General features: G+C 38.5%; 11 protein-coding genes, 1 pseudogene and 1 riboswitch. All 12 genes and pseudogenes read left to right on the forward strand.

Translation table 11 applies throughout. The features are described 5' to 3' along the window. On the forward strand, positions 1–545 hold a 545-nt coding region (locus A194_RS0113030; protein WP_017187264.1), incomplete at its 5' end, for a nitric oxide synthase oxygenase. Positions 546–560: 15 nt separating this feature from the next. Further along, positions 561–1,142 carry an NUDIX hydrolase gene (locus tag A194_RS19500; RefSeq protein WP_017187265.1) on the forward strand — a complete coding sequence of 194 codons (582 nt, stop codon included), beginning with the start codon at positions 561–563 and terminating at the stop codon, positions 1,140–1,142. Between the two features lie 240 nt (positions 1,143–1,382). Further along, on the forward strand, positions 1,383–1,574 hold the full coding sequence (locus tag A194_RS0113040; protein ID WP_017187266.1) for a hypothetical protein: 192 nt from the start codon (positions 1,383–1,385) through the stop codon (positions 1,572–1,574). Continuing rightward, positions 1,567–2,934 (forward strand): amidase, encoded by a 1,368-nt coding sequence (locus tag A194_RS0113045; protein WP_017187267.1) that lies wholly within the window; start codon positions 1,567–1,569, stop codon positions 2,932–2,934. Before A194_RS0113040 ends, A194_RS0113045 begins: the two co-directional genes overlap by 8 nt. A gap of 119 nt (positions 2,935–3,053) precedes the next feature. Further along, positions 3,054–3,689: an FMN-dependent NADH-azoreductase gene (locus A194_RS0113050; protein ID WP_017187268.1), complete on the forward strand. Its 636-nt coding sequence runs from the start codon at positions 3,054–3,056 to the stop codon at positions 3,687–3,689. Positions 3,690–3,809: 120 nt separating this feature from the next. Next, positions 3,810–4,109: a TIGR04104 family putative zinc finger protein gene (locus A194_RS0113055; protein ID WP_017187269.1), complete on the forward strand. Its 300-nt coding sequence runs from the start codon at positions 3,810–3,812 to the stop codon at positions 4,107–4,109. A gap of 56 nt (positions 4,110–4,165) precedes the next feature. Beyond that, entirely contained in the window at positions 4,166–4,579 is a 414-nt protein-coding gene (locus A194_RS0113060; protein ID WP_017187270.1) for a hypothetical protein, read from the forward strand. Between the two features lie 2 nt (positions 4,580–4,581). Beyond that, positions 4,582–5,157, forward strand: coding sequence for a hypothetical protein (locus A194_RS0113065; protein ID WP_157783063.1), 576 nt, complete (start codon positions 4,582–4,584; stop codon positions 5,155–5,157). 11 nt (positions 5,158–5,168) lie between these two features. Then, a complete protein-coding gene (locus tag A194_RS18520; RefSeq protein ID WP_017187272.1) occupies positions 5,169–5,753 on the forward strand; it encodes a GNAT family N-acetyltransferase in 585 nt (194 codons plus the stop codon). A gap of 86 nt (positions 5,754–5,839) precedes the next feature. Continuing rightward, positions 5,840–5,885: riboswitch (PreQ1 riboswitch) on the forward strand. A gap of 71 nt (positions 5,886–5,956) precedes the next feature. Further along, the gene (gene queC, locus A194_RS0113075) at positions 5,957–6,634 is read left to right on the forward strand and encodes a 7-cyano-7-deazaguanine synthase QueC (RefSeq protein WP_146815459.1); all 678 of its coding nucleotides are present in this window, start codon (positions 5,957–5,959) and stop codon (positions 6,632–6,634) included. Then, positions 6,634–7,110, forward strand: a complete 477-nt coding sequence (gene queD / locus A194_RS0113080; protein ID WP_017187274.1) for a 6-carboxytetrahydropterin synthase QueD — start codon at positions 6,634–6,636, stop codon at positions 7,108–7,110. Before queC ends, queD begins: the two co-directional genes overlap by 1 nt. Next, positions 7,103–7,319: pseudogene (locus tag A194_RS0113085) on the forward strand (7-carboxy-7-deazaguanine synthase QueE); the annotation flags it as partial. The gene queD and the pseudogene A194_RS0113085, both read left to right, overlap by 8 nt.

Here is a 7,319-nt window from a genome sequence, read left to right on the forward strand (position 1 = left end):
CGAAATGGTTTGAGATTCCTGAACATGTCTTATTAGAAGTGCCGATTCATCACCCTGATTATGAGTGGTTTTCTGACCTCAGTTTACAATGGTATGCTGTTCCGATTATTTCAGATATGTCACTTGACGTTGGTGGGATTACTTATCCAGCTGCCCCATTTAACGGCTGGTATATGGGAACTGAGATCGGTGCACGAAACTTCGCTGATGAGTACCGTTACGATATGTTACCGACAGTTGCTGAATATATGGGGTTAAATGTTAAACGTCAATCAACACTATGGAAAGACCGAGCGTTACTCGAATTAAATACAGCTGTACTTCATTCTTTTAAAGAAGCTGGTATCAGCATAGTCGATCATCATACGGCTGCACAACAGTTTAAAAAGTTTGAAAAAAAAGAAGCAAGCGAAAAGCGTCAAGTAACTGGGAAATGGACGTGGCTTATTCCACCTGTATCACCAGCGACAACACATATATTTCATAAACCATACAGTAACGAGATTGTGAAGCCGAATTACTTTTACCAAGGTAAGCCGTTTTAAAGAAGGGTGATCGAAGTGAAATTAAAGCAATTTGCCGCAGCATTTTTATTCAATGAAAATGATGAAGTTCTATTATTACAGAAAAAAGCGGATGCTAAATTTTTAGCCGGTAAGCGCGTGCCGATTGGCGGTCATATGGAAACAGAGGAAATGAATGATCCCAAATCAGCCTGCTTACGTGAGATTTATGAAGAGGCAGGCATTGAGCAACACCAATTTAGCGACTTAACACTTAAATATGTCGTTCATCGAATGAAAAACGATTACATTTATATTCAGTTCATTTATTTCGGTAAGCTAAAGCGGAATGTTGGTGTTGTTGAAAGTGATGAAGGTGAGTTAATTTGGATTCCAAGTGATCGCCTTAAAGATGATAATGTTACAGAGGCGATTCGTGAGTTGGCGATGCATTATGAGAAGAATGGTCAATATGATGAGGAAATCTATGTTGGCGCAATGCTTTCTAATGAAGGTGAGCTCATATGTCTTGGAGTGTATTGCAAGATTGGGAGCGACTTTCAGCTAAATAACATATTAAGGCTTTTCTATTCGGTAATTAATGGCTGTTATTCGGTAATAAACATCTCTATTCGGTAATTAATGGTTGCTATTCGGTAATTATCCACCGCTATTCGGTAATAAAAGCTTCTATTCGGTAATTATCCATCGCTATTCGGTAATAAAAGCTTCTATTCGGTAATTATCCATCGCTATTCGGTAATAAACTACTCTATTCGGTAATTACCCCTCCTCATTGGTAATAAACACCTCCTCACATTCAACTAGGTTTTTCATACAGTGTTATTAACCTAGATTGAATAGAGGAGGAATAGGAATATGGACACAGCCTACATCGTCCCACAAGGGCTAGCATTACAAGGCATTCCAGTTATACGGGAAGATGTTCCATATATTCAGCACATGTTAAACACAATATATGAATTGCAAACGGCAGTAGACACAAATCCAGAAATACATGAGGAAGTACCAATGGTTGTCGTTGATCCGGATGTGATTATATATGACTAAGTTATATTTGATGACAGCTAGCGAGTTGGCACCGTTAATTGAAGCAAAACAATTGTCACCAGTCGAATTGATGGAAAGTATTATGAATCAGATCGATGAAGTCGACCCTGAAGTGAATGCTTATATTACCATTCTAGAAGAACAAGCACTCGAGCAAGCTAGACATGCTGAAAATGAAATTATGAATGATTTGTACAAAGGCCCACTTCACGGCATTCCAATTGGTATAAAAGATAATTATTATACAAAAGGTGTTCGCACGACAGCTGGTTCGGAAATTCTTCAAGATTTTGTTCCAGATTATACAGCAACAGCCGTCAAGAAACTGCAATGTGCTGGTGGTATTATGACTGGGAAGTTAAACATGCATGAATTTGGTGGTGGATTGACGAATACCAATCCATTTTACGGTGATGCGAGAAACCCATGGGATTTACAACGAACCCCTGGAGGCTCTAGTGGTGGTAGCTCTGCAGCTTTAGCAGCAGGTTTATCAACACTCGCAACAGGAACAGATACATTTGGATCCATTCGTGTGCCGGCTGCGTTAACTGGAACTTATGGATTGAAACCGACTTATGGTTTAGTGAGTGGATATGGTGTTGCACCACTGGCTTGGTCGATGGATCATGCCGGACCAATGGCACGATCTGTTAGTGATTTAGCAATCATGTTAACGTATATGGCGGGGTATGACCCTGATGACCCTGGCAGTATTAAAGCACCTGTCCCAGAATATTACAAGTATTTAAATAAAGGTGTAGACGGTGTTAAAATTGGGGTCCCTAGATATTTTGTAGACCGTTCAGAGCCTGAAGTAATTAATACCTTTCAATCAGCGTTAGAAACATTTGAAAATATGGGAGCCGAAGTAATCGAAATAGAGATTCCAAAGCTTGATATAGCTTCATATGCAGGCTACTTAGTAACAATCGGTGAAGGTTCAAGTTATCATTACAATCAATTACGTCATCAGCCAGAAGATTTCGCGAGTGACGTTCGGATTTTCTTTAATACAGGTACATTAACGACATCCCCACAATACGTGACAGCACAACAAGTGCGCAGAAGTTTAAATGAGGCATTTCAAGAAGCTTTTGAAAATGTAGATATAATCGCAACACCAATGACCCCTTATCCAGCGCCGCGATTTAAAGAAGATTGGATTAGTCAAAATCAAGAAATAATAAGAGACTATATGCCATTTACAGCTCCAGCTGCAGCGACAGGAATTCCAAGTCTAGCAATTCCAATGGGAAGATCATCAGAAGGTATGCCCCTTGGTATGCAGCTCATGAGCAACCACTTAACAGAAAAATTACTACTTCAAGTTGGGAATGCTTTTGACCATTACAATTAACACTAATCCATGTATGCTAGACTGAATTTTTCGTCTCTAATTTCAATTATTGATACACTAAATTGTCTATATTACAATAATAAACGTTTTAAATTGCAAAAATTAGAAAGGGTAGAATTATGACACAAGTATTATATATTACAGCACACCCAAACGATGAGATAAAGTCTTTCAGTATGGCAGCAGCCAAAGCATTCATTGAACAATATCAGAATAATAATCCGGAAGATGAAATTGTTCAAATTGATTTATTTCACGAAGAAATCCCACACATTGATGCTGATGTCTTTAGTGGATGGGAGAAGTTAGGTCAAGGTGAATCTTTTAACCATTTGACTGAAGTTGAACAGTATAAAGTAGGTCGTTTATCTGAGCTATGTGAACAATTTATTAATGCTGATAAATATGTATTCGTAACACCATTATGGAACTTCTCATTTCCACCGGTTATGAAAGCTTATTTGGATGCCGTTTCAGTATCAGGTAAAACGTTTTACTACAATGCAGATGGCCCTGTTGGTTTACTTACGGATAAGAAAGCCCTACACATACAAGCGCGAGGTGGCATTTACTCAGAAGGTCCAGCTGCACCAATGGAAATGGGGCATCGCTACTTAGAGACGATGATGCAATTTTACGGTGTACCGACATTTGAAGGGTTATTTATTGAAGGTCATAACGCTATGGCTGATAAAGCTGAAGAAATTAAAGAGAACGGAATTGAACGCGCGAAGCAAGTAGCAATGACATTTTAAAGAACTTTATTATGAAAATCTCACTTATATATGAGTGAGATTTTTTTATCATCATTTTTACCAAATAATAGAATATTATGTTAAAATATTAGTAGATTTTAACGTGTTGGAGGGGTTCAAATGCCTAAATGTCAAGCATGCGGTGAACAATGGAGTTGGTTTGGTGCGTTAAAAGTGAGTTTTAAACGTCTAACTGGAAAAAAGTGTGCAACATGTGGTGAAATACAATATCCTACATACCGAGATATAAAAGTAGGTATGGTTGGTATTTTGATCATCATGACGTTGATTTTGCTCCGTACAACCTTTGATATTAGCTCTGTCACAACGGTCACTTCGGGGCTTTTACTCGCGGCCATATTTATTCTAATCATCCCTTATTCAGTCCAATTATCGAATAAACACGAACCGTTATGGTAACATCTACGCTCGCGTATAGCGGGCTTTTTATTTTACTAGTATTTGAGGTGTGAAATTTGACTATTAAACCAGTAAAGTTAAGTCAGGATATGTTTTTTTCGACTTTAATTGTATTATTCGCACTCATTTGGTCATCAACCTCAAGATATTCAATTGATTTGTTTGAGCCAATCTATCAACTCATTCCTTATAGCATACTGCATTTAGCATCGTTTATCTTATTTCTTGTTTTATTGATTACCGTAATTACGTTAGCCTTTATGAAGCAGGAAGAAGTAAGAGGTTCGACATTGTTTGTTGAATTGGTTAATACATTGAAGTATGTCGGACTTTTAGTTGTGATATCAATGTTGGGTGTTTCGTTGTATTGGCTTGCACCTATTATAATATGGTTAAGCTTAATGACAGCATTTCGACTATTTCGTTGTATACAAGCACTTGAGACGATCGTTCAAAATAAAGGGGAATAACATTGCGGTTAACTATCATATGTATCAGTTTGAGTATTGTTTTAATAGCTTGCCAGTCGGAACCAGAAGGAGTATCTGAAGAGCAAGTTCAGGAACTGTCTTCAACGATTGAAAGTCAGGAAGAACAAATTCAAGCTTTACAGTTAGAATTAGAAGAAAAAACGCGTGAACTACAACGAGAAAGGCAAAATTCATCTGAAGAACAACAAGTAGAAGAAAGTGAACAAGATCAAGTAGAGGAAGAAGTAGAGGCGGCAAGTAACCCGCAAACAGAAAACTTCGAACTCCACTCACCACAACCGAATACTGTCATCACTGATACAATCTCGATTGAAGGGATGATTCATGTCGATGCTGTGAATCAAGTTGAGTTAGAAATCGTTGATCATTTAGGTGAAACAATCGAGCATGTCGAGATCGATGACGACTGGTTCGGCGATTTATCAAGTGATTTTGAATGGACGGGGCTTGAATTAAACATGACATTGACAGATCAACCAAGTTCAGGCGAAGGTGTTCTTCACATTCATGACTTGAAAGCGAGTGACGAGCGTTCGGTTCCAATTATATTTGAGTAAATGAGGTGATGATGCTGGAAAAAGTAAACCAAGCACCATTGATCTTTGGAGAGCGTGTGACGTTAAGGTTGCCTAAAAAGCAAGATATCGACGACCGCTTTCAGCTTGGACGTAACCCTGAAGTTGTTAAATTGTTCGGTGGCGACACGCACAATCTACGAGAGTTTACTTATGAAGATGCCAAAGCGTTTATTAAGAAAACTGAGCAAAATCCACTAGAATGGTGTATAGAATACGAAGGACGCTGGGTAGGCCATGCTCGTCTTCGTTTAGATAAACGTAGTAACCGTGCTAGTTATTCAGTTGGAATCTTTGACTCGACTGTATGGGGGTTAGGCTTAGGTACAGAGATTACTCAACTCGTCTTACAGTATGCTTTTGAACAATTACAACTTCACCGTGTCGGACTTCGCGTTCTCGATTTTAACAAACGCGCTATTGCATGTTATGAAAAGTGCGGTTTCGTCCAAGAAGGAATGGAGCGCGAAAATGTCCCAATCGATGGTGAGTATGCATCAGATGTTTTAATGGGAATTTTAGACCGAGAATATGATCAGATCAAAGACCAATTTAACTTTAAAGCTGTAACAAAATAGTTAAACATAACCATTCAATCAATCTCATAATCTATGATATAATCAAAGCTGTGAAAAATCACATAAACAAAATCCGGTTACTTCAATCGGGAGAGGTTCTAGCCAAAACCCTCTATAAAAAACTAGGGATACTTAATTGTCCAGCCATATCCTTAGGGGTGTGGCTTTTTTTATGACGTTTTGCATGTATCTGTTGGCTAAATATGAAAAAGCAGGTGATAAAGATGAAAAACGAGAAAGCATTAGTCGTATTTAGCGGTGGTCAAGACAGTACAACGTGTTTGTTTTGGGCATTAGAGAATTTTAAGGAAGTTGAAACGGTAACATTTGATTACAATCAACGTCATGACCTTGAAATTGAGGTCGCTCAAGAAATCGCAAAAGAATTAGGTGTAAACAATCGCGTGCTCGATATGTCACTCATTAGCCAATTATCAGCTAATGCGTTAACACGTGATGATATCGAGATTGAAGAGAAAGATGGTGAATTACCATCGACATTTGTAGAAGGACGTAATCATTTATTTTTATCGTTCGCTGCCGTTTTAGGTAAACAAATTGGTGCAAAACATATTATTACAGGCGTATCAGAAACAGATTTTAGCGGTTATCCAGATTGTCGTGATGGCTTTATTAAGTCATTGAATGTCACTTTAAATTTATCTATGGACGATCAATTCGTTATTCATACTCCACTTATGTGGCGTGATAAGAAAGAAGTATGGCAGTTATCAGACGAGTTAGGGGCACTCGATTTCGTTCAAAATAGAACGTTAACATGCTATAACGGTGTAATGGCTGAAGGTTGCGGTGAATGCCCAGCATGCCAGTTAAGACGTGAAGGGTTAGATGCATACTTAACTGAAAAGGGTGTTTCATAATGTGGGATTTTAAAATTGTTGACCGGCTAGAGAAGTTAGATGAAGATATTAAACGTGAACAATTAAAATATCACAACAAACGCGTTATGGTCAGTAAAGAATTCACTTTTGATGCAGCCCACCACTTACATTGTTACGAAGGTAAATGTAAAAACTTACACGGCCATACGTACAAAGTCATCTTCGGCATAAGTGGCTATGTTGACGACATCGGTATTTTAATTGATTTCGGTGATATTAAGAAGATCTGGAAAGAACTGATTGAAATTTATCTCGATCACCGTTACCTTAACGAAATGCTTCCTCCGATGAACACAACCGCAGAAAATATGGTCGTATGGATTTATGAAAAAATGGATGAAGCCTTACAACAAGATGAAAGTCGTTATGACGGGGCGCGTGTTGAATTCATTCGTCTATTCGAAACACCAACGAGTTACGCTGAAGCTAGACGGGAGTGGATGAATGATGAGTAAAATTCCCGTTTTAGAAATATTCGGCCCAACGATTCAAGGGGAAGGCATGGTTATCGGTAAGAAAACGATGTTCGTCCGAACGGCTGGTTGCGATTATTCTTGTTCCTGGTGTGACTCAGCGTTTACTTGGGACGGGTCTGCAAAAGATGAAATCGTTCAAATGACAGCTGAAGAAGTTTGGAGAAGACTTAAAGCAATCGGTGGAGATC

This window comes from Alkalibacillus haloalkaliphilus C5 (genome assembly GCF_000269905.1).
In the GTDB taxonomy this organism is placed as follows: Bacteria; Bacillota; Bacilli; order Bacillales; family Alkalibacillaceae; genus Alkalibacillus; species Alkalibacillus haloalkaliphilus_A.

Excerpts from the sequence above, each read along its gene's own strand:
- A194_RS0113040 (WP_017187266.1), top strand. The coding sequence starts at position 1,383 with ATGGACACAGCCTACATCGTCCCACAAGGGCTAGCATTACAAGGCATT.
- A194_RS0113045 (WP_017187267.1), top strand. The coding sequence starts at position 1,567 with ATGACTAAGTTATATTTGATGACAGCTAGCGAGTTGGCACCGTTAATT.
- A194_RS0113050 (WP_017187268.1), top strand. The coding sequence starts at position 3,054 with ATGACACAAGTATTATATATTACAGCACACCCAAACGATGAGATAAAG.
- A194_RS0113055 (WP_017187269.1), top strand. The coding sequence starts at position 3,810 with ATGCCTAAATGTCAAGCATGCGGTGAACAATGGAGTTGGTTTGGTGCG.
- A194_RS18520 (WP_017187272.1), top strand. The coding sequence starts at position 5,169 with ATGCTGGAAAAAGTAAACCAAGCACCATTGATCTTTGGAGAGCGTGTG.
- queC (WP_146815459.1), top strand. The coding sequence starts at position 5,957 with ATGAAAAAGCAGGTGATAAAGATGAAAAACGAGAAAGCATTAGTCGTA.
- queD (WP_017187274.1), top strand. The coding sequence starts at position 6,634 with ATGTGGGATTTTAAAATTGTTGACCGGCTAGAGAAGTTAGATGAAGAT.